This window comes from Agrobacterium leguminum, assembly GCF_005144435.2.
Classification (GTDB): Bacteria; Pseudomonadota; Alphaproteobacteria; order Rhizobiales; family Rhizobiaceae; genus Agrobacterium; species Agrobacterium leguminum.
Genome location: NZ_CP120212.1, coordinates 958913 through 981179, shown reverse-complemented (window position 1 = coordinate 981179; position 22267 = coordinate 958913). Strand labels below are relative to the sequence as shown.

The following is a 22267-nucleotide window of genomic DNA, read 5'->3' as shown; positions in this document are numbered from 1 at the left end:
CGTCTTGCCTCACTTCTTCTTCGGCGAATAGGTGAGCGCCATGACGCGGAAGGTGTTGTTCATCAGCACGGCCAGGAGCAGCATGACGCCGATGATGAGGCTCGACCAGTTGCGGTCAAAGGCGGTAAAATAAATGCCCTGATTGACGATGGCGAAGGTGATGGTGCCGAGAAAAATACCGATCACCGAACCGAAGCCGCCGGTCAGCAGCACCCCGCCCACGACGACCGCGATGATGGAGTTGAAGATGAAGGTCATGCCGGCCGAAACCTGGGCGACGTTGAACAGGATTGCCTGACAGACACCGACAAAGGAGGCGCTGACGGAGGAAAGGACGAAAAGAGTCACCGTCAGCTTGTCGGTGGGAATGCCGGCATTGCGGGCACTCACCCGGTCGCCGCCCATGGCGAAAATCCAGTTTCCGAAGGGCGAATAATGGACATAGAAGATATAGATCGCCGTCAGCAGCAGCCACCAGACGATGCTCACCTGAAAACTGCCGCCGATGAACTGTCCGAACAGGAATTTGGCGACGGGGCCGGATTGGGCAGGGCTCAGCGCCACGCTGGTCGTGCCGGTCAGAAGCACGGAAAAGCCGAGGATCAACCCCTGCACCGCAAACAGCGTGCCGAGCGTGACGATCAGTGAGGGCACCACGGTCCGTATCACCAGAAAGCCGTTGATAAGCCCGACAAGCAACCCAAGGCAAAGCGCGCCGATGATGCCGAGCCAGATCGGCATGCCGTAATAACCGGAGATAATGGCGACCGTCAGAGCGCCGGCTGGGATCATCGCGCCGATGGAAATATCGAGCTCGCCGGAAATCATCAGCAGCCCGACGGGAATGGCGACGATGCCGAGATTGGCGGCGACATTCAGCCAGCTTGCGGCACCGGCGGGTTTCAGAAAATCGATGCTGCCGAAGATGACGAAGAAGGCAAGAACGAAAACAAGGCCGAGAAAGGCACCTGATTCCGGGCGGCGCAGAAGGTCGCCCAAAGAGAGATTTTTCACGTCGTTCACTCCAATATTGGCCCTAAGTGCCGAGGGGATATCCTCTGCCCGTCAAACCCCGATCCCCGGTTTCGCCGGGGATCGGAGGCGGGTATGGATCACCGCTCAGCGCGCTCCCTTGGCGACGCCGGCAAGCGTGGTCTGGATGTTGGATTTGTCGACGATGTTCGGTCCCGTCAGCAGCGGGGCGGTCGGCAGATCGGTTCCGAAATCGATGGCCGAGGCCAGAAGCGTTACCGCCAGCAATGATTGCAGGTAGGGCTGCTGGTCGATTGCAAAACCCTGTGTCCCGTCCTTGATCCGGTCGAGGCCGGACTGGTTGAGATCGAAAGTGCCAAGCAGGGCGGTTTCGGTCTTGCCGGCCTGCATGATGCCGATGGCGGCTGAATCCGCATCGCCCGCCGAAATGGTCAGGACGCCGTCGATCTTGCCGTCCTGTAGCAATGTCGCCTTGATCGCCTCGGCGACGGCGGTGGCGTCGCCGAAACTGGTGGCGGGAAGCGGCAGTTGCTTGCCGGCGCCGCCGGCCTTGGTGATGCCGTCGATGACGCCCTTGCAGCGCGCCTCCTGATTGGCGGCGCCCGGAACGGTGTTCACGCAGATGACGTTCTTTTTGCCCTGTTTCGCGAAATATTCGCCGCCGGCGACGCCGGCAATATATTCGTCGGAGCCGACATAGTTGATCGCGCCGAGTTCCTTTGCCTTTTCGTGCCCACCGGCATTCATGAGAATGACCTTGATACCGGCATTGATGGCTTCCCGGATCGCCGGGTCCTCGCCTTCCGGAACCCAGTTCGGAATGACGAGACCATCGACCTTCTGGCTGATGGCGGTCTGGATCAGCTGCACCACGTCGGGCGCGAAATTGTCATAGGTCTGCAAACGCAGGTAATTGACCTTGCCGCCATTCGCCTCGACCACGAGGCGTGCGTCGTCGACACCCTTTTTGATGAGGTTCCAGAACGCATCGTCGTTCTTGCCGCCGACAACGGCGATATTGGCCGCGAACGCGCCGGATGCCATCACGAGCGAGACAGCGCCCGTTGCGAGAAATTTCCTGAAAAATGCCATTGCTTCCTCCCTGCCCATTCTCCCGACGGGCCCTAATGACAGGGTGATTTATATCTTTCATTTTCATGGGAATGGAATTTATATTTCATTTAATGTTGCATTTAATATCATTTCATGTCATTCATGGATGATACGATTGTGAGGCGTCATGAACCGACCGACCATTACCGATCTTGCAAAAGCCGCCGGTGTCAGCATCTCCACGGTCAACCGGCTGCTGCACGGTTCGACTTCCGTGCGCCAGGATACGATCGAGCAGATACTCAAGGCGGCGGAGGAGATCGGTTTTTATGGTCTCGGCACCATCAAGGACCGTCGCCGCGAGGCCATGCCCCATCACCGGCTCGGCTTTCTGCTGCAGCAATCCCACCGGCCGCTTTACCGGCTTTGGGCGGAAGGGATCGTCGCCGCCGCACGCCAGCGGCCGGATAGCATCATTGAGCCGGATGTCGTTTTCGAGGACGATCTTTCACCGGAGGCCGTGTCCGCCAATCTCTTGAAGATGGGACAATCCTGCGGCGCAATCGCGGTGGTGACGGCCGATCATCCGCTCGTCAGCCAGGCGATCGACGAGCTGCGGGGCAGGGGCGTTCCGGTGGTGACTTACGTATCCGATCTATCGGCGGCAAGCCGGGCGGGCTTTGTCGGCACCGACAGCTGGAAACGCGGCCGCACGGCGGCATGGTTCCTCAGCCAGACGGTAAAGGGCGAGGGCGTGGTCGCGCCGCTGATCGGCAGCAATCGGTATCAGTGCCAGGATGTTTCGGACGCCAGCTTCCGCTCCTATATGCGCGAGAACACACCTGAACTTCAGGTCGCGGAAACGCTGCTGACCCATGAGGAGCCGGAAAATGCCTATGTCATCGTGCGGGATATGATTGCTGCCGAACCGGGGCTCCGGGGGATTTATGTCAATGGCGGCGGCATATCGGGTGTTCTGCGCGCACTCAGGGAACTGCCTGCCGAGCGGCAGCGCGACATAAAAATCATCTGTAACGATATCGGGCCGGAAACACGAAAAGGCCTCAACGAAGGACTGATCACCGCCTCGCTGCCGCTTCCCCTCGACAGGATGCCGCAGCAATTGATCGATGTGATGTTACGGCGCATCGAGAATGGAGATTCGTCTTCCGTTGAACAGCGGATCGTGCCCTTCGAAATCCTGACGCCCGAAAGCATCTGGACCTGAGCGGCACGATCACTGGAATTCGAGGCTCATCCGGGCAAGATCGTCCCACAGGCTTTCGGCAAAACCGCGCAGCACGATGATTTCGAAGACCTGTCCGTCGACGCGGGTGAGGTGGGCGGCGATGTGGCCGATCAGCGTCGCGGCGGAATGTCCCACCGGGAAGGCTGCTAGAGACAGGTCGACCGCCGTGCCTTTGGCCAGAACCCGCTCGGCCATCTTGCCTTCGATGCGGATGCGAACGCGTCCCTGACTCTGGTCGACACCCGTTGCCTGAGGCTCGAGCGCTGCAAGAAGCGCCTTCATATCAGCATGAGACAGAGGGTGTTCACCGACGATGAACCATTGGCCCGGTGAGACCGCGCGTATATCGCCTTTGGCAAGGTCGCGAAGGCGGGCTTCCAAATCCGCTGCGCCGGGTGCGGCCAGAACGTGGATGATCGTGCCTTCCGGCAGGGGAGAGAGCTTGATGGCGGTGGAGGCAATCGCTCGCTTCGCGCCCAGCACCGGGCGGAGCGTTGGCCGGACGCCAGATTTGAAGTCAGACTTGAAATCAGACATGGAGTTTCTCGTTTTGAGGATCGACAAAAACCGGGTTGCAAAGGCGGGCTTGGGTAAATTCGTTGCGCAGGCCGTTCCAGACCATGATTTCCTCGCCATGCCGCGCAGGACCATTCTTGACCAGGGCGAGACCGATAGTCGAACCCAGATGCGGTGAGAAGGCGCTGGAGGTCACATAACCCTGATCGTTCTCCAGCGTTGCCGTGGCATCCTTCGCAAGAATATGCGAGCCGGTGCGGAAGGACTGTTTTGGATCAAGCGGTACGACGCCGACGAGGCTCGCACGGGCGGCGTCGGAAAGCCCCTCGCGCTCCAGCATCCGTCGGCCAATGAAATCGGCCTTTGTGGTAGAGACCATTTTGCCGAAGCCGAGATCGGCGGGCACCACCGTGCCGTTGATTTCATTGTGGGTGACATGGCCCTTTTCAATGCGCAGCACGCCAAGCGCCTCGACGCCATAGGGCATGATATTCTCCGGCTCGCCGGCTTCCATCAGCGCGTCGGCGACGCTTTCACCGTAACCGGCCGGGACGGCAAGTTCGTAGGCCAGTTCGCCGGAGAAGGAAATCCGGAACAGGCGTCCATGCAGTTGCCCGCCAAACAGGGAGACTTCCCTGGCTGCAAGGAAGGGAAAGGCCTCGTCGGAAATATCTTCATCGACGATTCTTTGCAGAATGGTGCGCGCCTTCGGCCCGGCAATCGCCATCTGCGCCCATTGATCGGTGACGGAGGCAAGCCGCACGTCGAGATCAGGCCAGAGCGCCTGCGCGCAGAATTCAAGATGGTTCATGACGCCCGCCGCATAGGCGGTGGTGGTCGTCATGAAGAAGCGGTTTTCCTCCAGCCGGCTGGTGGTGCCGTCGTCATAGATCATGCCGTCCTCACGCAGCATCAGACCATAACGCGCCTTGCCGACCGGCAGTTTGAGGAAAGCGTTGCAATAAACCCGGTTCAGGAATTCGGCGGCGTCCTTGCCACAGATTTCGATCTTGCCAAGCATCGACACATCGCAGAGCCCGGCATTCTTGCGCACATTCAGAACCTCACGATCGACGCTTTCCCGCCAGCCGCTTTCGCCTTCGCGCGGAAACCAGGAAGAGCGATACCAGAGCCCGGTTTCAACGAACACGGCCCCGTTTTTCTCGGCCCAACCATGCAGCGGCGATTTGCGTACCGGCTGGAAATGCTGACCGTGATAGGCTCCGGTCAGTGCTCCGAAGGAGACGGGCGTATAAAACGGCCGGAACGTCGTGGTGCCGACATCCGCCGGGGAGATACCACGCGCTTCGGCCAGCAGCCCGATGGCATTGACATTCGAAAGCTTGCCCTGATCCGTCGCCATGCCGTTGGTGGTGTAGCGTTTGGCGAGTTCGACATGGCCATAACCTTCACGGATGGCGAGGCCGAGATCCTTGCGGTGAACGTCGTTCTGGTAATCGACAAAGGCTTTCGCCTTGATGCCGGGGATGGACCAGAGCGGCTTTGCGGGCGGGGCTACGATATCGTTTTCCACCGTGCCGAATATCGGTGCGGTTGATGCAAAGCCGAGCTCTTGCGCGAGCGCCGCGCCCTTCCGCGCGCCATCCTCAAGGCAGGCGGCGATACCGTTTTTTGCAGAAACCGCGCCGGCGAGTTCCAGCCCCTTGAGATTGTCGGGTGCCAGAAAAGCGGCATCGTCCTCCGACCAGACCGGCTTGCCGCCGCGATGGCAGGCGAGATGGATGATGGGGCTGAAGCCGCCCGACATGGCCAGCGCATCGACATTCAGGCTCTCCGCACGGCCATTCGCATAAACCTCGATGGCGGAAAGCGCCTTGCCGCCCTTGGCATTCGAGACGACGCCACCCTTGATGACGCGCGCCTTGCCTTCGTAGCCCGGATTGCCCTGTTCACGGCTGTCGATGATGGCGGCCAGAGCGACACCCTGCGCCTCCAGATCGCGGGCGAGCGCATAACCGCTGTCATTGGTGGTGAAAATTGCCGTCGCCGTGCCGGGGCTGACGGCATAGTGGTTGAGATAGCTGCGCATGGCGCCCGCCATCATCACGCCGGGAACATCGTTGCCGCCGAAGACCAGCGGCCGTTCTTCCGCGCCGGTTGCAAGCAGCGCCCGCTTGGCGACGATACGCCACAGGCGCTCCACGGGCACATGGGCTTTCGGATCGGGCAGATGTTTCTGCACCCGCTCCAGCGCACCGAAAACATTGCCGTCATACCAGCCGAAAGCCGTGGTCCGCGTCAGCACCGTCACATTCGGCAGGGTTTCGAGCTCGGCAACGCATTGTGCCGCGAAATCCGGTGCGCTCTCGCCGCCGATGGCCGCCGTTTCGGAAAGAAGCCCGCCGCCTGCGACGGAATGTTCATCGACAATGATGACGCGCGCGCCGGCGCGTCCTGCGGCAAGCGCTGCTGCCAGACCTGCCGCGCCGGAGCCGATCACCAGCAGGTCGCAATGCGCCCAGCATTTGTCATAGGCATCCGGGTCAGCCTCGTAGCTCGCCTTGCCGAGGCCGGCGGCTTTGCGGATGAAGGGCTCGTAGATCTTTTCCCAGAAGGCGGCAGGCCACATGAAAGTCTTGTAGTAGAACCCCGCACCGAGGAAGGGAGACAGAAGGCCGGTCAAGGCGCCGATATCGAAATCGAGAGAGGGCCAGCGGTTCTGGCTGCTGGCTTCCAGCCCGGCATAAAGCTCCTGCATGGTGGCGCGGGTGTTCGGCTCCGTGCGCCCGCCGCAGCCGATGGTCATCAGCGCGTTCGGCTCGGCTGCGCCCGCCGTCAATATGCCGCGCGGGCGGTGGTATTTGAAACTGCGGCCGACGAGTTTCTGGCCGTTGGCGAGTAGGGCGGAAGCGAGGCTGTCGCCCTGAAAGCCCGACATCGGCTTGCCGTCGAAGGTGAAGGAAAGCGGTTTGGAACGGTCGATCAGACCGCCGGTCTTCAGGCGGTTGGCGCTCATGCGTTTGTCACTTTCGTCTTGTCGGCGGCGTCGCGGCAGGCGGATATCTCATGGGTGGCGGTATCTCGGGCGACGACCAGCCAGCGGCGGCAGCCGGATGTGTGGTGCCAATATTCCTCATAGGCTCCGCGCGGATTGTCGCGCAGATAGACATAATCGAACCACTCCTCCGCGTCGGCATCGGCGGCGGGCCTTTGAAGGGCTGCGCCCTTGATGGTGAATTCTTCCCTGGGTCTTGGCCCGCAATGCGGGCAGGGCACGAGACTTGCCATTTCAGATGTCCTTGATCCGCCAGATAGCGGGATGGCGAAAACTGTGAGCGGTTTTCGTCATCCCGCTACAAATTTAGTGAAGGTTGGGCTGGGCGCCCTGGCCCTTTTCATCGATGAGATAACCGCGCCGAAAGCGGTCCAGCCGGAAGGCCGTTGCCGTTTCCTGCGGTGCGCTGCGCGCCAGAAGATGGGCGAAGCAGAAACCGGAAGCGGGCGTCGCCTTGAAGCCGCCATAACACCAGCCGGCATTCAGGTAGAGATTGTCGATAGGGGTCTGGTCGATGATCGGTGAACCATCCATCGACATATCCATGATGCCGCCCCAGGAGCGTAGCACCCGGACGCGCGAGAGCGCCGGTATCATCGCCTTGCCTGCCTCCGCGACATGTTCGACCGTCGCCAGATTGCCGCGCTGGGCATAGGAATTGTAGCCGTCTATATCGCCGCCGAAGACGAGGCCGCCCTTGTCCGATTGCGAAACGTAAAAATGGCCGGCCCCGAAGGTGACGACACCATCGATGAAGGGTTTCAGACCCTCCGACACGAAAGCCTGCAGCACATGGCTTTCGATCGGCAGTTTCAGCCCGGCCATGGCGGCCACCTGCGAGGAATTGCCAGCTGCCGCGAGCGCCAGCTTGCCGCAGCCGATGAAGCCCCTGCTGGTCTCCACACCCACGACCCTGCCGTTTTCGCGGCGAACGCTGGTTACCTCGCAGCCCTGAATGATATCGACGCCGCGGCTGTCTGCGCCGCGCGCATAACCCCAGGCGACGGCATCGTGACGCACGGTGCCGCCGCGTCTTTGCAGCAGGCCGCCCTGCACCGGAAAGCGGGCATTGTCGAAATCGAGAAACGGCAGCATGGCCTTGACTGCGGCGCGGTCCAGCAATTCGGCATCGACGCCGTGCAGCCGCATCGCGTTGCCGCGCCTTGTATAGGCGTCGCGCTGCGCATCCGAATGATAGAGGTTCAGCACGCCGCGCTGGGAAACCATGGCGTTGAAATTGAAATCCTGCTCCAGCCCTTCCCACAGCTTCATCGAAAGTTCGTAGAAGGGATTGTTACCCGGCAGCAGATAATTGGAGCGAATGATCGTGGTGTTACGGCCGACATTACCGGAGCCGATGTAGTTTTTTTCCAGCACCGCGACATTGGTGACGCCGAATTCTTTCGCAAGATAATAGGCCGTCGCCAGCCCATGTCCGCCGCCGCCAACGATGATGACGTCATAATGCGGTTTCGGAGACACGTCCCGCCAGGCGGGTTTCCACGCCTTGTTGCCGAAAAGGCCGTTCTTGAAAATGGAAAAGGCGGAATAGCGCATCTGCGTACCTCGAACGATATCGCGCAAGCTTACCGGCGTCGTTCGAAAGGGAATTGCAAATAAAGGACATAATGATTAAAAAAAGAGACATGACGATCATTGAGCAGAAGAATGTCCAGCGCATTGGTTTCATCCTGGTTCCGAATTTCGCGCTGATGTCCTACGCCTCGGCGACGGAGCCATTGCGCGCCGCCAATCTGATCGCCGGAACCGATCTTTACGATGTGGTTCCCCTGTCTTTCGATGGCAAGGCTGTCAGAAGTTCTTCCGGCATCATTGTCGGCTGCGAGGCACTCGCCACCGCAGGCGAGAGATGCCACACGATCTTTGTCTGCGCAGGGGGCGGGCCGCAGGACTGGACCGTTGCGGAAAATTCCTACGGGACGTTAAGGCGGCTGGCGCGGCAGGGTGTCCGGATCGGGGGCATCTCCAGCGGCGCTTATGTGCTGGCGGCGGCGGGATTGCTGGAAAACCGCGATTTCACCATTCACTGGGAGCATGCGCCGGTGCTGAAAGAGGCCTTCGGCCATCTCACGCCCCGGCAGGCGCGGTTCGTTTTCGACGGGGACCGCATCACCTGCGCCGGCGGCGTCGCGCCCCTCGACATGATGCATGCGATGATTTCGCAGAGAATGGGCGCGCATTTCGCACGGCGTGTCAGCGACTGGTATCTGCACACGGCCGTGGCCGAACCCGGCGCGCCGCAAAGGGGTTCCGCCGCCGAGCGCCATGGCACCAACCATCCGGCCCTGCTGACCGTGCTGGAAAAAATGGAAACGACCATTGAAAGCCCGCTCGACCGGCAGACCATGGCGAAACTGGCGGGAACCAGCGCGCGCCACCTCGACCGGCTTTTCGCAACCCATCTGAAAACGACGTTTCTGGAAACATACCGCGCGATCCGCCTTGATCACGCCCGGCGGCTGCTGGAGCAAAGCCCGCTCTCCATTGCCGAAGTGGCCTTCGCCACCGGCTTCTCAAGCGCCGGGCATTTTTCCGGAAGCTTCAAGGCCCGGTTCGGCCATACCCCAAATACAATGCGGCAAAGATTTCCTCCGAATTAAAATAGTTTTCCTGTAAGGAAGGGAAAACACGATAATGCCGGAGGACGCCATGGCGAAGGATACCACCAAGACCGAAACTGCGCAGTTCCTGTCGCAGGATCCCCATGCCATCCGCGAGCCAAGGGTCAATAATCTGGAAATGGCGATTGGCCACGAGGTGCGCGCCTATCGCAAGAAACTCGGCATCACGGTCACCGATCTCGCATCGGCCACCGGCGTTTCCGTGGGCATGCTCTCCAAGATCGAAAACGGCAATATCTCGCCGTCGCTCACCACGCTGCAGACGCTTTCAAAGGCGCTGGGCGTGCCGATCACGGCCTTCTTTCGCGGTTTCGAGGAACCGCGCAGCGCCACCTTCGTCAAGGCGGGCCAGGGCGTGAATATCGAGCGCAGGGGCACTCGCGCCGGTCATCAATACAGCCTGCTCGGCCATATCGACAACAATACCAGCGGCGTCACCGTCGAGCCCTATCTCATCACGCTGACCAAGGATTCGGACGTGTTCCCGACCTTCCAGCATGAGGGAATGGAGTTTCTCTACATGCTGGAAGGCGAGGTGGTTTACCGCCATGGCGAGCAGCTTTTCACCATGCAGGCCGGCGACAGCCTATTTTTCGACGCCGATGCGCCGCACGGTCCGGAGGAATTGGTGAAGCTTCCCGCCCGTTATCTGTCGATCATTTCCTATCCGCAAAGGCGGCTGGGCAACGATTGATAATTTGCCTTAGAAGAAAAAAATATTCCTGATAGTTGACGGAATGGAATTCCATATGTTAGCCCTTCATTCAGAAACGAATGGAGGTGCCTGTCGATGTGCGGCATTGTTGGACTATTCCTGAAAGACAAAAGCCTTGAACCGCAGCTGGGTCAGCTGCTTTCGGACATGCTCGTCACCATGACCGATCGCGGCCCGGATTCGGCCGGCATCGCGATCTACGGAAGCGCTGCCAATGGCCGCGCGAAAGTGACGATCCAGTCGGGCGATCCGGCCGCCGATTTTTCCGGCCTTGCCGAAGCGCTGAAGGAAAGCGGCGTCGATGCCGTGGTCACAGTGAAAAGCACTCATGCTGTTCTCGATATTCCCGCCGAGAAGCTGGATGGTGTCCGCGCGGTTCTTTCCGCAATCCGTCCGAATGTGCGCGTGATGGGTTCCGGCGACAGCGTCGAAATCTACAAGGAAACCGGTCTTCCGAAGGACGTCGTCACCCGTTTTGACGTGCGTTCCATGGCCGGCACCCATGGCATCGGCCACACCCGCATGGCGACGGAATCGGCGGTGACGACGCTTGGCGCGCATCCTTTCTCCACCGGCGCAGACCAGTGCCTGGTGCATAACGGCTCGCTTTCCAACCACAATAATCTGCGTCGCGAACTGGTGCGCGAAGGCATGGTCTTCGAGACCCAGAACGACTCGGAAGTGGCCGCCGCCTATCTCACGGCGGAAATGGCCAAGGGCAAGGATCTGGGTGAGGCGCTGACCGGCGCGCTCGACGATCTCGATGGTTTCTTCACTTTCGTCGTCGGCACCAAATCCGGTTTCGGGGTGGTGCGTGATCCCATCGCCTGCAAGCCTGCTGTCATGGCTGAGACCGACCAATATGTCGCTTTCGGCTCTGAGTATCGCGCTCTGGTCAATCTGCCCGGCATTGAAAATGCCCGCGTCTGGGAGCCGGAACCGGCGACCGTCTATTTCTGGGACCATGAAAAGGCCGCCTGAGACCCGTCATCGGCGCCTGTTTTGAAAGTCATAATCCATGCCAGTTTTCGATCTCTCCCACACGCCGCTGCGTGAACTCAACAAGGCGCTCCACGGTCTTTCCTCGGGCGCAAACGACACCGAATTCGAGGTCGTCAATCCGCGCGGCCACCATGCTGTCGCCGTTGGCATCGACAGCCCCGTCACCGTCGATGTGCATGGTTCGGTCGGTTATTATTGCGCCGGCATGAATGATGGCGGCAACGTCACCGTGCACGGCTCGGCCGGGCCGGGTGTCGCTGAGAACATGATGTCCGGCACCGTCGTCATCGAGGGGGACGCCTCGCAATATGCCGGCGCTACAGGTCGCGGCGGGCTTCTGGTCATCAAGGGCAATGCCGCCTCCCGCTGCGGCATTTCCATGAAGGGCATCGATATCGTCGTGAAGGGCAATATCGGCCACATGTCGGCTTTCATGGGCCAGTCCGGCCACCTTGTCGTCTGCGGCGATGCGGGCGATGCGCTTGGCGATTCCCTTTATGAGGCGAAGCTTTTCGTGCGCGGTTCGGTGAAGAGCCTGGGTGCCGATTGCATCGAGAAGGAGATGCGGCCCGAACATCTCGAAAAGCTCGCAGAACTTCTGGAAAAGGCCGGCGTCACGGATGTCAGCCCTGGCGAGTTCAAGCGCTACGGCTCGGCACGCACGCTCTACAATTTCAACATCGACAACGCCGACGCGTATTGAGGCGAGGGATTTTCCGATGAGCTATCACAACCCCTTCACCCCGCCGCGCAAATCCGCAACTTTCGACGACCATACGCTGGCGGAAATCCGCCGCGCGGCCGCGACCGGCATCTATGATATTCGCGGTGCGGGCACCAAGCGCAAGGTGCCGCATTTCGACGATCTCCTGTTTCTCGGCGCGTCCATCTCGCGTTATCCGCTCGAGGGCTATCGCGAGAAATGCGATACGACCGTGACCCTCGGCACGCGCTTCGCCAGGAAGCCGATCACGCTGAAAACGCCGATCACCATTGCGGGTATGAGCTTCGGCGCTCTGTCAGGCAACGCCAAGGAAGCGCTCGGCCGAGGTGCGACCATCGCCGGCACCTCCACCACGACGGGCGATGGCGGCATGACGGATGAGGAGCGCGGCCACAGCCAGACGCTGGTTTATCAGTATCTGCCCTCGCGTTACGGCATGAACCCGAAGGATCTGCGCCGTGCGGACGCCATCGAGGTCGTCGTCGGCCAGGGCGCGAAACCGGGCGGCGGCGGCATGCTGCTCGGCCAGAAGATTTCCGATCGCGTCGCCAATATGCGCAATCTGCCGAAGGGTATCGACCAGCGCTCCGCCTGCCGTCATCCCGATTGGACCGGCCCGGACGATCTCGAAATCAAGATCCTCGAACTGCGCGAAATTACTGACTGGGAAAAGCCGATCTATATCAAGGTTGGCGGTGCACGCCCCTATTACGACACGGCGCTGGCGGTGAAAGCCGGTGCGGATGTGGTGGTGCTGGATGGCATGCAGGGCGGTACGGCCGCCACGCAGGATGTCTTCATCGAAAATGTCGGCATGCCCACGCTTGCCTGCATTCGCCCCGCCGTGCAGGCGCTTCAGGATCTCGGCATGCACCGCAAGGTGCAGCTCATCGTCTCCGGCGGTATTCGTTCGGGTGCCGATGTCGCCAAGGCGCTGGCGCTGGGTGCCGATGCGGTCGCCATCGGCACGGCGGCGCTGGTGGCGCTCGGCGACAATGACCCGCATTGGGAAGAGGAATATCAGAAACTCGGCACCACGGCCGGCGCTTATGATGACTGGCACGAAGGCAAAGACCCCGCCGGCATCACCACGCAGGACCCGGAACTGGCCGCCCGTCTCGATCCCGTCGCTGCCGGTCGCCGCCTTGCCAATTACCTGAAGGTCATGACGCTCGAAGCGCAGACCATCGCACGTGCCTGCGGCAAGAACCATCTCCACAATCTGGAGCCGGAAGATCTGGTGGCGCTGACGATGGAGGCTGCCGCAATGGCGCAGGTTCCGCTGGCGGGAACCAACTGGTTCCCGGGCAAAGGTAGCTTTTAAGCCATAAGAACGGACGGGCGCATTTGGGAGGATGTGCCCGTCTTTTTTCGATGAAGTGTCTGATATTCAAAAAAAGGGGAATGACGTGACACTGGACCTCTCCAAATTTGCTGCCGAAAAGGGCATCAAATATTTCATGATCAGTTATACCGATCTCTTCGGCGGCCAGCGCGCCAAGCTGGTTCCCGCAGAAGCGATTGCCGATATGCAGAAGGATGGCGCGGGTTTTGCGGGCTTTGCCACCTGGTTCGATCTGACGCCCGCCCATCCCGATCTTTTCGCCGTGCCCGACGCCTCTTCGGTCATTCAGCTTCCGTGGAAAAAGGATGTCGCCTGGGTCGCTGCTGATTGCGTGATGGAAGACCAGCCGGTGGAGCAGGCGCCGCGCGTGGTGCTGAAAAAGCTCATCGCTGAGGCGGCTGGCGAAGGGCTCAGGGTCAAGACCGGCGTGGAGCCGGAATTTTTCCTGATTTCGCCGGATGGTGCGAAAATCTCCGACGAATACGACACGGCGGAAAAGCCCTGCTACGACCAGCAGGCGGTGATGCGCCGTTACGATGTGATCGCCGAGATTTGCGATTACATGCTGGAGCTGGGCTGGAAGCCCTACCAGAACGACCATGAGGACGCGAACGGCCAGTTCGAGATGAACTGGGAATATGACGATGCGCTGCAGACCGCAGACAAACATTCCTTCTTCAAATTCATGGTCAAATCCGTCGCCGAAAAGCACGGGCTGCGCGCAACCTTCATGCCGAAGCCGTTCAAGGGTCTGACCGGCAATGGCTGCCATGCCCATATTTCGGTCTGGGACCTCGACGGAAAGGTCAACGCCTTTGCCGACAGGGAAATGCCGTTCGGTCTGTCGGCCAAGGGCAAGACGTTTCTCGGCGGCATCATGAAACATGCGTCGGCGCTTGCGGCGGTCACCAATCCGACGGTTAATTCCTACAAACGCATCAACGCGCCGCGCACCATTTCCGGCGCGACCTGGGCGCCGAATACGGTGACCTGGACCGGCAATAACCGCACCCATATGGTGCGCGTGCCGGGGCCGGGACGGTTCGAGCTGCGCCTGCCGGATGGCGCCGTGAACCCCTATCTGCTGCAGGCCATCATCATCGCCGCCGGCCTCTCGGGTGTCCGTTCCAAGGCCGATCCCGGTCCGCACTACGATATCGACATGTATCGCGAGGGGCATAAGGTCACGGATGCACCGAAGCTGCCGCTTAACCTTCTCGATGCGCTGCGCGAATATGAGAAGGATGCGGAATTGCAGCAGGCGCTCGGCATGGAATTCTCGAAAGCCTATCTGAAGCTCAAGCAGGGCGAGTGGAACAGCTATTGCTCGCAATTCACCGCATGGGAGCATCAGACCACGCTCGACGTCTGAGCCCGGTTTTCCCCGCCGCTCTCGCGGCTTTTCCCCGCGCTGATCAAGAGCGCGGGGTTTTTCACTAAAGCGCGTCGCGTCCAATCCGATTCATGCCACGCACTTTAGATCTTTGTTTTTAAGCATGTCTTGGTCCCAAAACCGCTGCACACTTTTGGGAGACATGCTTTATCGATGACAGAAAGAGTGCCAGATGACGAACTTCGTCCTGACCGTGACATGCAAATCCACCCGCGGCATTGTCGCCGCCCTTTCAGGCTTTCTCGCTGAGAAAGGGTGCAACATCGTCGACAGTTCGCAATTCGACGATCTCGGCACCGGTCGTTTTTTTATACGCGTGGGTTTCATTTCCGAGGAGGGTGCGACACGCGACGCGTTGATGGCCGGGCTGGCGCCGATCTCGGAAAAATTCGGCATGGAGGTGGCGCTGCACGACCAGGCAGAGCGGATGAAGGTTCTTTTGATGGTGTCGCGCTTCGGCCATTGCCTCAATGACCTGCTCTACCGCTGGCGCATCGGGGCGCTGCCGATCGATATTGTCGGTGTGGTTTCCAACCATTTCGATTATCAGAAAGTCGTCGTCAATCATGACATTCCGTTCCACCACATTCCGGTGACGAAAGAGAACAAGCCGCAGGCCGAAGCCCGGATCATGGAGATCGTGGAAAGCTCGGGTACGGAACTCATCGTGCTGGCGCGTTACATGCAGGTGCTTTCCGACAGGATGTGCGAGGCGATGTCGGGCAGGATCATCAATATCCACCACTCCTTCCTGCCGTCCTTCAAGGGGGCCAACCCTTACAAGCAGGCCTATCAGCGCGGTGTGAAGCTGATCGGCGCGACGGCGCACTATGTGACCGCCGATCTGGATGAGGGACCGATCATCGAGCAGGATACCGTGCGCATCACCCATGCCCAGTCGGCCGAGGATTACGTGTCACTTGGCCGCGACGTGGAGGCGCAGGTGCTGGCGCGTGCCATCCACGCCCATATTCACCGTCGTGTATTCCTGAACGGCAGCCGAACCGTGGTGTTTCCCCCCGGTCCCGGCTCTTACGCTTCGGAAAGAATGGGATGAGCATTCTGCGCGAGCCGTGCTGATGTTGCCTTAAGCAGAGCACGGCGCTAAATAAGCTGGTACGCCATAATACAAAAGCCATTTCCCGTTTTGTTCGTAACTGCGTTGCAACGAAACGGGAGGTGTCAAACGAGGTGATACCATGACAGATGCTTCGCACGGAACTGCCATTCGCGTTGAGCGCCCGACAAAGACGCTGAGGGAACTCGCGCTCGACAAGGTCCGTGACGCCATCGTGAACGGTTATTTCCGCCCGGGCGACCGTCTGGTCGAGCGCGATCTCTGCGCCCAGCTCGGCGTTTCCCGCACCATCGTTCGTGAGGTCCTGCGGCATCTGGAATCCGAGGGACTGGTGGCGAATTTGCCGAACAAGGGCCCGATGGTTGCGATGCTCGATCTTGATGAGGCGAAGCAGATCTATGAAATTCGCGGTGCGCTGGAAGGAATGGCGGCGCGCCTTTGTGCGGAGCGCCGCGATCCTGCCATCGTGGAAGCGCTTGAAGCGTCGCTCAGTCATATCCGCGAAAGCTATGTCGAAAGGGATATGCCGGGCGTTCTGGCGCATACCTCGTCCTTTTATCAGACGCTGTTCAGCAAGATCGACCGGCATGTCGCCTGGGGCGTCGTCAATCTGCTGACGGTGCGGATCAACCATCTTCGTTCGATGACGATCAAGACGAAAAGCCGCGATACCGAAGGTCCGGCACAGATGGAAAAGATCGTCGAGGCCATCCGGCAGGGGGATGGTGATGCCGCTTACAAGGCGGCTCTGGACCATGTCGCCAGCGCAAGCGCGATTGCGGAAGCCGTTCTCATCGCCCAGAAGACCGGCAAAGAGTGACCTCTTCCACCTCGTGTGCGGCTAAAATTTCCGGCGCAGCATTCAACCTGCGTCGGCACCTATCCCCGCAAGCGTGGTTTGCAGCATTTCCCGAACGGCAGCTACCAGATCGTTGAGAGGCTGGTCGTCGCGGTAAAATGGCGCCGCCGTCCGGACACGCCGGTAGAGCCTATCGGTGCCGGGCGCACGGCCAGTTTCGTCTGGCTGCATGTCGTAGGCCTGCGCGGCGCTCATGATCTCGATTGCGAGAATGGTTTCCAGATTGCCGATAATCGAAAGCGTCTTGTCGGCGGCGGCGGTGGCGTGAGTCAGTATATCCTCCTGCAAGGCGGAGGTGATGCCGCCATCGAGGCTGGCGGGGGCGGCGAGGCGGCGATTTTCCGCGGCAAGCGCTGCGGCCGTGTACTGGATGATCATGAAACCGGAACAGACACCGTCACTTTCCGCCAGAAAGGCTGGCAGCCCGCTGACAAGCGGGTTGACGAGGCGGTCGATACGTCGTTCGGAAATCGCCGCAAGTTCGGCTGCGGCCGTCGCCAGCCCATCCATGGCAAGCCCGAGCGCCGCACCGACAGCATGGGCCTGGGAATGGACCTCGGGCGACTGCGGCGTGCCGCCGACGACCGGGTTGTCCGTAACGCTTGTGAGTTCGCGGTCTACGACGTCTGCGATCTGCGCGACGCTGTCGCGAACGGCGCCATGCACCTGCGGCACAGCGCGCAGGCTGAGCGGATCCTGCGTGCGCGATCCGGCCGACCGGGCGAGAAGCGGGCTTGCCGCCAGAAGCTGGCGCAGGTTTGCGCCGACGGTCTGGATGCCGGGCGAGCTGCGCAGTGCGAGCGGCGCTGCGGCGAACGGATCGGCCTGCGCACCAAGGTTTTCATAGCTCATTGCCGCTGCCGCATCGGCCCAGTCAAGGAGCGAAGTCGTGCGGGCGAGCGCGAGGCTGGCGAGGCCGGTGGCGCAGGGCGTGCCGTTGACGAGGCTGAGCCCCTCCTTCGCCTGCAGAACCATGGGTTCGAGGCCGAGCTTTTCGAGCCCCTGCCTGCCGCTGATGAGTTGGCCCCGGTGGCAGGCCCGGCCTTCGCCGATCAGCACCAGCCCTATGGCCGCGGCATGGGTGAGGTAGCCCACCGAGCCCTTCGACGGAATGACGGGAAGAATATCGGCATTCAGCAGGGCCAGCAGCGCTTCGACCGTTTTGACCTGCACGCCGGAATAACCATGCGCGAAGTTGTTGATCTGGGCGGCCATGATGGCGCGCGTTTCTTCGCGTCCGAGCGGTTCTCCGACGCCGCAGGAGTGGCTGAGCAGGATGTTGCGGGAGAGGGCCTGCTGCTGCGGGATGTCGACGATCACATCGCAGAGCGCGCCGACACCCGTATTGATGCCATAACCGCGAACCCGTTTTTCGACGAGTGCATCGACGATGGCGTGGGCTTCGGCGATGCGCCGCCACGCTTTATCCGACAGGGAAAGCGTGGCGTCCTTTGCAACAGCGGCGATCTCTTGCCAGGTGAGGGGACGATCGATGGTGATCGTATCAGCCATGCTGGCCTTCTCCCGCACCCGTGCGGCGCTCCACGAAACGGGCGACATAATCGTTTGCGGGGCTGTTGAGGATCTGGTCCGGCGTTCCCACCTGCACCAGCTTGCCATCCTTCAGGATCGCGATCTGCGCGCCGATGCGGAGCGCCTCGTCGAGATCGTGGGTGATGAAAACGATGGTCTTGTGCAGGTTCTTTTCGAGCTGCAGCAACTGGTCCTGCATGTCGGCGCGGATCAACGGGTCGAGCGCCGAAAAGGCCTCGTCCATCAGGATGACGTCAGTATCGGCGGCGAGCGCGCGGGCGAGGCCGACACGCTGCTTCATGCCGCCGGAAAGCTGGTGCGGAAACTTGTCCTCATAGCCAGAAAGGCCGACGGTCTCGATCCACTTCATGCCGATGGGCCGCGCGTCGGCCTTGGTTAGCCCGCGCACGCGCTGGCCATAAACGACGTTCTGCAACACGGTGCGGTGCGGCATCAGGCCGAAATTCTGGAACACCATGCTGACGCGCCGGTTGCGGAAGTCGCGCAGATCTTTCGGTTTCAGCGCGAGAACATTGTCGTTGCCGACGAGAATCTCGCCGCTTGTCGGTTCGATAAGGCGGTTGATGTGGCGCACGAGCGTCGACTTGCCGGAACCGGAGAGGCCCATGATCACGAAAATGCGCCCGCCCGCTATATCGAGGCTGACATTGTCTAGCCCGACGCTGCATCCCGTCTTTGCCAGAATGTCGCTCTTTTCCGCGCCCTGCTGCGCCATGGCGAGCGCGGCCTTCCAGTTGCCGCCGAAGATCTTGGACACGTTGCGGATATGGATATCAGTCATTGCCCATTTCCTTCCGGCTGGATCGGCCAAAACCCTGGGTGATACGATCGAGCACGATTGCGAGAATAACGATGCCGAGGCCCGCTTCGAGGCCCTTGCCGACATCGAGCGTCTGGATGCCGTTCAGCACCTGCTCACCGAGGCCGCGCGCGCCGATCATCGAGGCGACGACGACCATGGAGAGCGCCATCATGATCGTCTGGTTGAGGCCGGCCATGATCGTGGGCGTGGCGAGCGGCAATTCGACGCCAAAGAGGATTTGTCGCGGGCTGCCGCCAAAGGCGGTCGCCGCCTCCACCACTTCCCGGTCCACCTGCCGAATGCCGAGATCGGTCAGGCGGATCAGCGGCGGCACGGCGTAAACGATGGTGGCAAGCACGGCCGGGACCTTGCCGAGGCCGAAAAGCATGATGGCGGGAATGAGATAGACGAAGCTCGGCATGGTCTGCATGACGTCGAGCACCGGCAGGGTGATGCGCCGCGCCCATTCGCTTTTGGCAAGCAGAATGCCCATGGGCACGCCGATGACGATTGAGATGAGGCTGGCAATCAGCATCAGCGCCAGCGTCTGCATCGTCAGGTCCCAGAGACCGAGCGCGCCGACGATGAAAAGCATCACCGCCACCATGATGACGAGCGAAATCTTTTTCGCCGCGAACCAGGCGAGCACCAGGAAGACCAGAAAAATGACCCACCACGGCAGACCGCGCAGCACCCATTCCACGAAGAGGATCGCCTGCAGGATCGTCTGCGAGATCGCCTTGAAAACGGAGCCGTAATTCACCACCAGCGAACGCACGATCTCATTGATCGGGCCTCGGATGGAAATATGGAAAACTTCAGGAAACATTGGTGTCGTCCTCGCGCCTGCCGACCCCATGTCCGGTAGCCGGCCCCTGTCCTGACGGGAAAATGCGCGCCGGAAGCCCGGCGCGCCTGCGATGTTTACTTGACGGCGGCTTCGATACGCGCCTTGGCCTCCGCAGAAACCCAGCTGCCCCAGATATCGGCCTTGGTCTGAAGGAAGGTCTTGGCGGCTGCGGTCGCATCGACCTGCTTGTCGGTCATGTAGGCGAGGCTGGAGTTGATCTCGGTCAGCGGGAATGTCGCCTTTTCAAGGATCGCGATGATGTCCGGCGCTTCCTTCGCAAAGGTGCTGTTCACGCCATAGGCCACCTCGACGGAGGGGAAGGCGCAACCGGCGTCGCGCTTTCCATCGGCGCTCGTCAGTTCCTTCCAGCAGGCGTCGCTATAGGCCGGCTCCTGCAACTGGATGAGTTTGTATTTGCCCATGATCGCCGTCGGGCTCCAGTAATAGAACAGCATCGGCTCGCCCTGGAGATAGGCGGCGGCAATTGCGGCGTCGAGAGCGGTGCCGGTACCGGGGCGGAAGTTCACATAATTTGCTTCCAGCTTGTAGGCCTGCAGCTTGGCGGTGTTGACGCCTTCGCAGGTCCAGCCCGAGGGGCAATTGAGGAAGCGGCCCTTGGTGGGCTCTTCCGGATCCTTGAACAGTTCGACGATCTTCGGGTCGGAAAGCTGGTCGACGCTCTTCAGGTCCGGAGCCTTGGCTTCGATGCCTTTTGCCGGGTCGCCCTTGACCAGATATTCCGGCACGAACCAGCCTTCGGCGGCGCCGACGAAGGTCTTGCCGACCGATGTTACCTGCCCGGCTTCCGCAGCCTTGTTCCAGACGTCGGAGCGGCCGATCCATTCTTCAGCGAAGATTTGCACGTCGTTATTGGCGGTCGCCTGTTCCAGCGTCACGGAGTTGCCGGGAATGGAATCGACCTTGCAATCATAGCCCTTGGAAAGGATTTCCTTCATGACTTCGGTGATGAAAGCGCCGCTTTCCCAGTCGATACCGGCGAAGGTGATGGTCTTTCCAGCGGCGCAATAGCCTTCCGCTCTCGCGGACCCGGCATAGGCTCCCATGATGAGCGCGGTGGTGGCCAGCGCGATTTTCAGCTTTGAATTCAGCATTGCATTCCCCTTTTGGTTTGATGATTGGCAAGTTGCTGGCATGCGTTTTTGTGGTTTCAGCCGGGCGTGCCCTGGGTAGATGTCTATCCCTGAGCCCGGCGGTCATTGGTGCATTTCATGTCCCGTCGAAATCGGCGGCCGGGCACTCGTCGAATCAATATGGAATTCGATGTTTACCCTGGAGCGGCGTGTCGGAAGTTCACTATACAACTTTGAGAAATTCATATGCTTCACGCGCATTGGCCACGCCGGGTCGAAGGCGTATGCGGTTGGCGGGTTCTGGCAAGGGCGGTCTTTCAGCGCATATTGCACGGCCGAGCCACCAAACATGGCTTCGGCATCGGTATGGCAGCTCCTGCCGTTGCGCTGGGCGGGCATTCGAATATCGCCCCGACTACCGGCGGGAGACTTGCGGCCGCTGGAGATCGAGTCTTCGCTTGCCATTATTTTCCCCTCAAGTTGTATATGTAACTTCACACATTTGCGAAAGACAAGCAAGATAGGATGTGATAATTTTGTGCTTGCGCGGATTCTGGCTGCGTTTTGTGCAGTCGCCCGATTTTTAGGAGTTTCAATGCTGCCCGTCACCGAAAACGAGTTTCCTGTCTCGGGCGATCGCTCCTCCCTGCCGCTGTATGAGCGGGTGAAAGAACAGATCAAGGAAAAGATCGCCAGCGGCGATTGGTTGACCAACCACAGGATACCCTCCGAAAACGAGATCGTCGACATGCTGGGTGTCAGTCGGATGACGGCAAACCGCGCGCTGCGGGAGCTGGCAACCGAGGGGGTGATCGTTCGCGTGCAGGGGCGCGGCTCTTTTGTCGCCCCGAAAAAGCGAAGCGCCGGCATGATGGGCGTGCGCAACATCGCCGACGAGATCAAGGAGCGCGGTTCGACGCATCGGCCGAGCCTGATCCTCGCCCAGACGGAAGTTTGCGGTCCCGATCTCGCAACGGCGCTGGAGATCGCCGTGGGAGCGAAGGTTTTTCACTCCATTATCGTGCACCACGAAGACGATGTGCCGATCCAGCTTGAAGATCGCTTCGTCAATGCGGAGATCGCTCCCGATTATCTGATGCAGGATTTCAATACGCTCACCCCGAATGCCTATCTGACGGCGGCGGCACCGATTTCGCGGACCGAGCAATTCATCGAGGCGGCATCGCCCCAGCCCTGGGAATGCAAATTGATGGCCATCAGCCGAAACGAGCCCTGCCTTCTCGTGCGCCGCAGAACCTGGTCATCGAGCCGCGCCGTCACGTCCGTACGGCTGCTCTATCCCGGTTCCCGATATCGGCTTGAAAGTCAGGAATAGAGGCCGCCGGCCTCAGTTGCCCTGATCTTCCGAAACATTATCGCCATAT

General features: G+C 60.5%; 21 protein-coding genes. 10 read left to right on the top strand and 11 right to left on the bottom strand.

Annotation, left to right across the window (positions count from 1 at the left end; all coding sequences use genetic code 11):
- Positions 1 to 9: 9 nt before the first annotated feature.
- Positions 10 to 1014, bottom strand: a complete 1005-nt coding sequence (locus tag CFBP4996_RS19075) for an ABC transporter permease (protein ID WP_162936062.1) — start codon at positions 1012 to 1014, stop codon at positions 10 to 12.
- A gap of 105 nt (positions 1015 to 1119) precedes the next feature.
- Positions 1120 to 2085: a substrate-binding domain-containing protein gene (locus CFBP4996_RS19070; protein WP_080854203.1), complete on the bottom strand. Its 966-nt coding sequence runs from the start codon at positions 2083 to 2085 to the stop codon at positions 1120 to 1122.
- Positions 2086 to 2233: 148 nt separating this feature from the next.
- On the opposite strand from CFBP4996_RS19070, the gene CFBP4996_RS19065 reads away from it, so the two are divergent.
- Positions 2234 to 3274: a LacI family DNA-binding transcriptional regulator gene (locus CFBP4996_RS19065; RefSeq protein WP_080854204.1), complete on the top strand. Its 1041-nt coding sequence runs from the start codon at positions 2234 to 2236 to the stop codon at positions 3272 to 3274.
- Between the two features lie 9 nt (positions 3275 to 3283).
- Here CFBP4996_RS19065 and soxG read toward each other — a convergent pair whose 3' ends face one another.
- The 4 genes from soxG to CFBP4996_RS19045 all read right to left on the bottom strand — a co-directional run bounded on the left by soxG (position 3284) and on the right by CFBP4996_RS19045 (position 8384).
- A complete protein-coding gene (gene soxG / locus CFBP4996_RS19060; RefSeq protein ID WP_080854205.1) occupies positions 3284 to 3832 on the bottom strand; it encodes a sarcosine oxidase subunit gamma family protein in 549 nt (182 codons plus the stop codon).
- Positions 3825 to 6788, bottom strand: a complete 2964-nt coding sequence (locus CFBP4996_RS19055; RefSeq protein WP_080854206.1) for a sarcosine oxidase subunit alpha — start codon at positions 6786 to 6788, stop codon at positions 3825 to 3827. Before CFBP4996_RS19055 ends, soxG begins: the two co-directional genes overlap by 8 nt.
- The gene (locus CFBP4996_RS19050) at positions 6785 to 7060 is read right to left on the bottom strand and encodes a sarcosine oxidase subunit delta family protein (protein ID WP_080854207.1); all 276 of its coding nucleotides are present in this window, start codon (positions 7058 to 7060) and stop codon (positions 6785 to 6787) included. The genes CFBP4996_RS19055 and CFBP4996_RS19050 overlap by 4 nt, the downstream gene beginning before the upstream one ends.
- Positions 7061 to 7133: 73 nt before the next feature.
- A complete protein-coding gene (locus CFBP4996_RS19045; protein WP_080854208.1) occupies positions 7134 to 8384 on the bottom strand; it encodes a sarcosine oxidase subunit beta family protein in 1251 nt (416 codons plus the stop codon).
- 89 nt (positions 8385 to 8473) lie between these two features.
- On the opposite strand from CFBP4996_RS19045, the gene CFBP4996_RS19040 reads away from it, so the two are divergent.
- From CFBP4996_RS19040 to CFBP4996_RS19005, 8 genes are all read left to right on the top strand, one after another.
- Positions 8474 to 9448 (top strand): GlxA family transcriptional regulator, encoded by a 975-nt coding sequence (locus tag CFBP4996_RS19040; protein WP_080854209.1) that lies wholly within the window; start codon positions 8474 to 8476, stop codon positions 9446 to 9448.
- A 34-nt stretch (positions 9449 to 9482) separates the two neighbouring features.
- Entirely contained in the window at positions 9483 to 10163 is a 681-nt protein-coding gene (locus CFBP4996_RS19035; protein WP_162936063.1) for a helix-turn-helix domain-containing protein, read from the top strand.
- Between the two features lie 96 nt (positions 10164 to 10259).
- On the top strand, positions 10260 to 11165 hold the full coding sequence (locus tag CFBP4996_RS19030; RefSeq protein WP_080854210.1) for a class II glutamine amidotransferase: 906 nt from the start codon (positions 10260 to 10262) through the stop codon (positions 11163 to 11165).
- A 37-nt stretch (positions 11166 to 11202) separates the two neighbouring features.
- A complete protein-coding gene (locus CFBP4996_RS19025; protein ID WP_080854211.1) occupies positions 11203 to 11889 on the top strand; it encodes a GltB/FmdC/FwdC-like GXGXG domain-containing protein in 687 nt (228 codons plus the stop codon).
- Positions 11890 to 11905: 16 nt separating this feature from the next.
- A complete protein-coding gene (locus CFBP4996_RS19020; protein WP_080854212.1) occupies positions 11906 to 13234 on the top strand; it encodes an FMN-binding glutamate synthase family protein in 1329 nt (442 codons plus the stop codon).
- Between the two features lie 85 nt (positions 13235 to 13319).
- The gene (glnT, locus tag CFBP4996_RS19015; protein ID WP_080854858.1) at positions 13320 to 14627 is read left to right on the top strand and encodes a type III glutamate--ammonia ligase; all 1308 of its coding nucleotides are present in this window, start codon (positions 13320 to 13322) and stop codon (positions 14625 to 14627) included.
- Between the two features lie 193 nt (positions 14628 to 14820).
- The gene (gene purU / locus CFBP4996_RS19010; protein WP_078052082.1) at positions 14821 to 15705 is read left to right on the top strand and encodes a formyltetrahydrofolate deformylase; all 885 of its coding nucleotides are present in this window, start codon (positions 14821 to 14823) and stop codon (positions 15703 to 15705) included.
- A gap of 142 nt (positions 15706 to 15847) precedes the next feature.
- Complete coding sequence (locus CFBP4996_RS19005) at positions 15848 to 16546, top strand: GntR family transcriptional regulator (RefSeq protein ID WP_059757796.1); 699 nt, start codon at positions 15848 to 15850, stop codon at positions 16544 to 16546.
- 42 nt (positions 16547 to 16588) lie between these two features.
- On the opposite strand, the gene CFBP4996_RS19000 is transcribed toward CFBP4996_RS19005, so the two are convergent.
- From CFBP4996_RS19000 to CFBP4996_RS18980, 5 genes are all read right to left on the bottom strand, one after another.
- Positions 16589 to 18097, bottom strand: a complete 1509-nt coding sequence (locus CFBP4996_RS19000) for an HAL/PAL/TAL family ammonia-lyase (RefSeq protein ID WP_080854213.1) — start codon at positions 18095 to 18097, stop codon at positions 16589 to 16591.
- The gene (locus tag CFBP4996_RS18995; protein ID WP_020813487.1) at positions 18090 to 18920 is read right to left on the bottom strand and encodes a quaternary amine ABC transporter ATP-binding protein; all 831 of its coding nucleotides are present in this window, start codon (positions 18918 to 18920) and stop codon (positions 18090 to 18092) included. The genes CFBP4996_RS19000 and CFBP4996_RS18995 overlap by 8 nt, the downstream gene beginning before the upstream one ends.
- Entirely contained in the window at positions 18913 to 19770 is an 858-nt protein-coding gene (locus CFBP4996_RS18990; RefSeq protein WP_003519593.1) for an ABC transporter permease, read from the bottom strand. Before CFBP4996_RS18990 ends, CFBP4996_RS18995 begins: the two co-directional genes overlap by 8 nt.
- 95 nt (positions 19771 to 19865) lie before the next feature.
- Complete coding sequence (locus tag CFBP4996_RS18985; RefSeq protein WP_078052080.1) at positions 19866 to 20903, bottom strand: ABC transporter substrate-binding protein; 1038 nt, start codon at positions 20901 to 20903, stop codon at positions 19866 to 19868.
- 102 nt (positions 20904 to 21005) lie between these two features.
- Positions 21006 to 21347, bottom strand: coding sequence for a hypothetical protein (locus tag CFBP4996_RS18980; RefSeq protein WP_121490349.1), 342 nt, complete (start codon positions 21345 to 21347; stop codon positions 21006 to 21008).
- 130 nt (positions 21348 to 21477) lie between these two features.
- Here CFBP4996_RS18980 and hutC point away from each other — a divergent pair, with 130 nt between their 5' ends.
- A complete protein-coding gene (hutC, locus tag CFBP4996_RS18975) occupies positions 21478 to 22218 on the top strand; it encodes a histidine utilization transcriptional repressor HutC (RefSeq protein WP_162936064.1) in 741 nt (246 codons plus the stop codon).
- Positions 22219 to 22267: the final 49 nt, after the last annotated feature.

Excerpts from the sequence above, each read along its gene's own strand:
- CFBP4996_RS18985 (WP_078052080.1), bottom strand. The coding sequence starts at position 20,903 with ATGCTGAATTCAAAGCTGAAAATCGCGCTGGCCACCACCGCGCTCATC.
- CFBP4996_RS19065 (WP_080854204.1), top strand. The coding sequence starts at position 2,234 with ATGAACCGACCGACCATTACCGATCTTGCAAAAGCCGCCGGTGTCAGC.
- CFBP4996_RS19005 (WP_059757796.1), top strand. The coding sequence starts at position 15,848 with ATGACAGATGCTTCGCACGGAACTGCCATTCGCGTTGAGCGCCCGACA.
- CFBP4996_RS19000 (WP_080854213.1), bottom strand. The coding sequence starts at position 18,097 with ATGGCTGATACGATCACCATCGATCGTCCCCTCACCTGGCAAGAGATC.
- CFBP4996_RS18995 (WP_020813487.1), bottom strand. The coding sequence starts at position 18,920 with ATGACTGATATCCATATCCGCAACGTGTCCAAGATCTTCGGCGGCAAC.
- CFBP4996_RS19025 (WP_080854211.1), top strand. The coding sequence starts at position 11,203 with ATGCCAGTTTTCGATCTCTCCCACACGCCGCTGCGTGAACTCAACAAG.
- CFBP4996_RS19055 (WP_080854206.1), bottom strand. The coding sequence starts at position 6,788 with ATGAGCGCCAACCGCCTGAAGACCGGCGGTCTGATCGACCGTTCCAAA.
- soxG (WP_080854205.1), bottom strand. The coding sequence starts at position 3,832 with ATGTCTGATTTCAAGTCTGACTTCAAATCTGGCGTCCGGCCAACGCTC.
- CFBP4996_RS19045 (WP_080854208.1), bottom strand. The coding sequence starts at position 8,384 with ATGCGCTATTCCGCCTTTTCCATTTTCAAGAACGGCCTTTTCGGCAAC.
- purU (WP_078052082.1), top strand. The coding sequence starts at position 14,821 with ATGACGAACTTCGTCCTGACCGTGACATGCAAATCCACCCGCGGCATT.
- CFBP4996_RS19020 (WP_080854212.1), top strand. The coding sequence starts at position 11,906 with ATGAGCTATCACAACCCCTTCACCCCGCCGCGCAAATCCGCAACTTTC.
- CFBP4996_RS19035 (WP_162936063.1), top strand. The coding sequence starts at position 9,483 with ATGCCGGAGGACGCCATGGCGAAGGATACCACCAAGACCGAAACTGCG.
- CFBP4996_RS19040 (WP_080854209.1), top strand. The coding sequence starts at position 8,474 with ATGACGATCATTGAGCAGAAGAATGTCCAGCGCATTGGTTTCATCCTG.
- CFBP4996_RS19070 (WP_080854203.1), bottom strand. The coding sequence starts at position 2,085 with ATGGCATTTTTCAGGAAATTTCTCGCAACGGGCGCTGTCTCGCTCGTG.
- hutC (WP_162936064.1), top strand. The coding sequence starts at position 21,478 with ATGCTGCCCGTCACCGAAAACGAGTTTCCTGTCTCGGGCGATCGCTCC.
- CFBP4996_RS18980 (WP_121490349.1), bottom strand. The coding sequence starts at position 21,347 with ATGGCAAGCGAAGACTCGATCTCCAGCGGCCGCAAGTCTCCCGCCGGT.
- CFBP4996_RS18990 (WP_003519593.1), bottom strand. The coding sequence starts at position 19,770 with ATGTTTCCTGAAGTTTTCCATATTTCCATCCGAGGCCCGATCAATGAG.
- CFBP4996_RS19030 (WP_080854210.1), top strand. The coding sequence starts at position 10,260 with ATGTGCGGCATTGTTGGACTATTCCTGAAAGACAAAAGCCTTGAACCG.
- CFBP4996_RS19050 (WP_080854207.1), bottom strand. The coding sequence starts at position 7,060 with ATGGCAAGTCTCGTGCCCTGCCCGCATTGCGGGCCAAGACCCAGGGAA.